The sequence below is a fragment of the Streptomyces aurantiacus JA 4570 genome (assembly GCF_000414115.1).
In the GTDB taxonomy this organism is placed as follows: domain Bacteria; phylum Actinomycetota; class Actinomycetes; order Streptomycetales; family Streptomycetaceae; genus Streptomyces; species Streptomyces aurantiacus_A.
This window is the reverse complement of the sequence record NZ_AOPZ01000463.1, coordinates 1-577: the sequence shown is the minus strand read 5'-3', so window position 1 is coordinate 577 and position 577 is coordinate 1. Positions and strand designations below refer to the sequence as shown.

1 protein-coding gene is annotated in these 577 nt (G+C 66.7%); it reads right to left on the bottom strand.

What is annotated here, in order from left to right; genetic code table 11:
- Window positions 1-36: 36 nt before the first annotated feature.
- Window positions 37-577: acyl-CoA dehydrogenase (locus STRAU_RS34680; RefSeq protein WP_037663895.1), on the bottom strand; the 541-nt coding region annotated here is incomplete at its 5' end.

The following is a 577-nucleotide window of genomic DNA, read 5'->3' as shown; positions in this document are numbered from 1 at the left end:
CGGGGTGCCGGTTGTGGTCGGGTTTGGTGGTTTGGTTCAGGGTTGGGGGTTGGTGTTGGTGGGGTGGTTGAAGGCGTGGGTGAGGGTTTGCATGTGGGGGGCGAGGGTGGTGTGGGTGTGGTGGGTGGTGGTGGGGAGGGTGTGGATGTGGTGGGGGGTGAGGTGGTTGTGGGCGAGGAGGTCTCCGGTGTGGGGGGTGATTTGGTTGAGGAGGTAGAGGTGGCAGAGGTGGGTGAGGAGGGTTTTGGTGGGTTGGTGGGTGGTGTGGTGGAGGGTGTGGAGGAAGGCGTCGGCGGTGGTGCGTTGGGCGTGGGCGGTGATCATGTTGAGGGCGGCGGGTGCGGTGTGGTTCCAGCGGGCGAGGGGGTTGTGGGTGGGTCCGTGGCGGAGGGCGGTGCGGGCGCGTTGGTGCCAGAGGTTTTCGGTGTGGGTGAGGAGGTTGCGGAGGAAGGTGAGGTTGTTGAGGTCGGTGTCGGGGTTGGGGTCGGTGTCGGGGTTGGGGTCGGTGTCGGGGTTGGTGTGGGGGTGAGGGTTGGTGTCGTGGTGGGGGTCGGTGTTGGTGGGGTGGGGGTTGGTG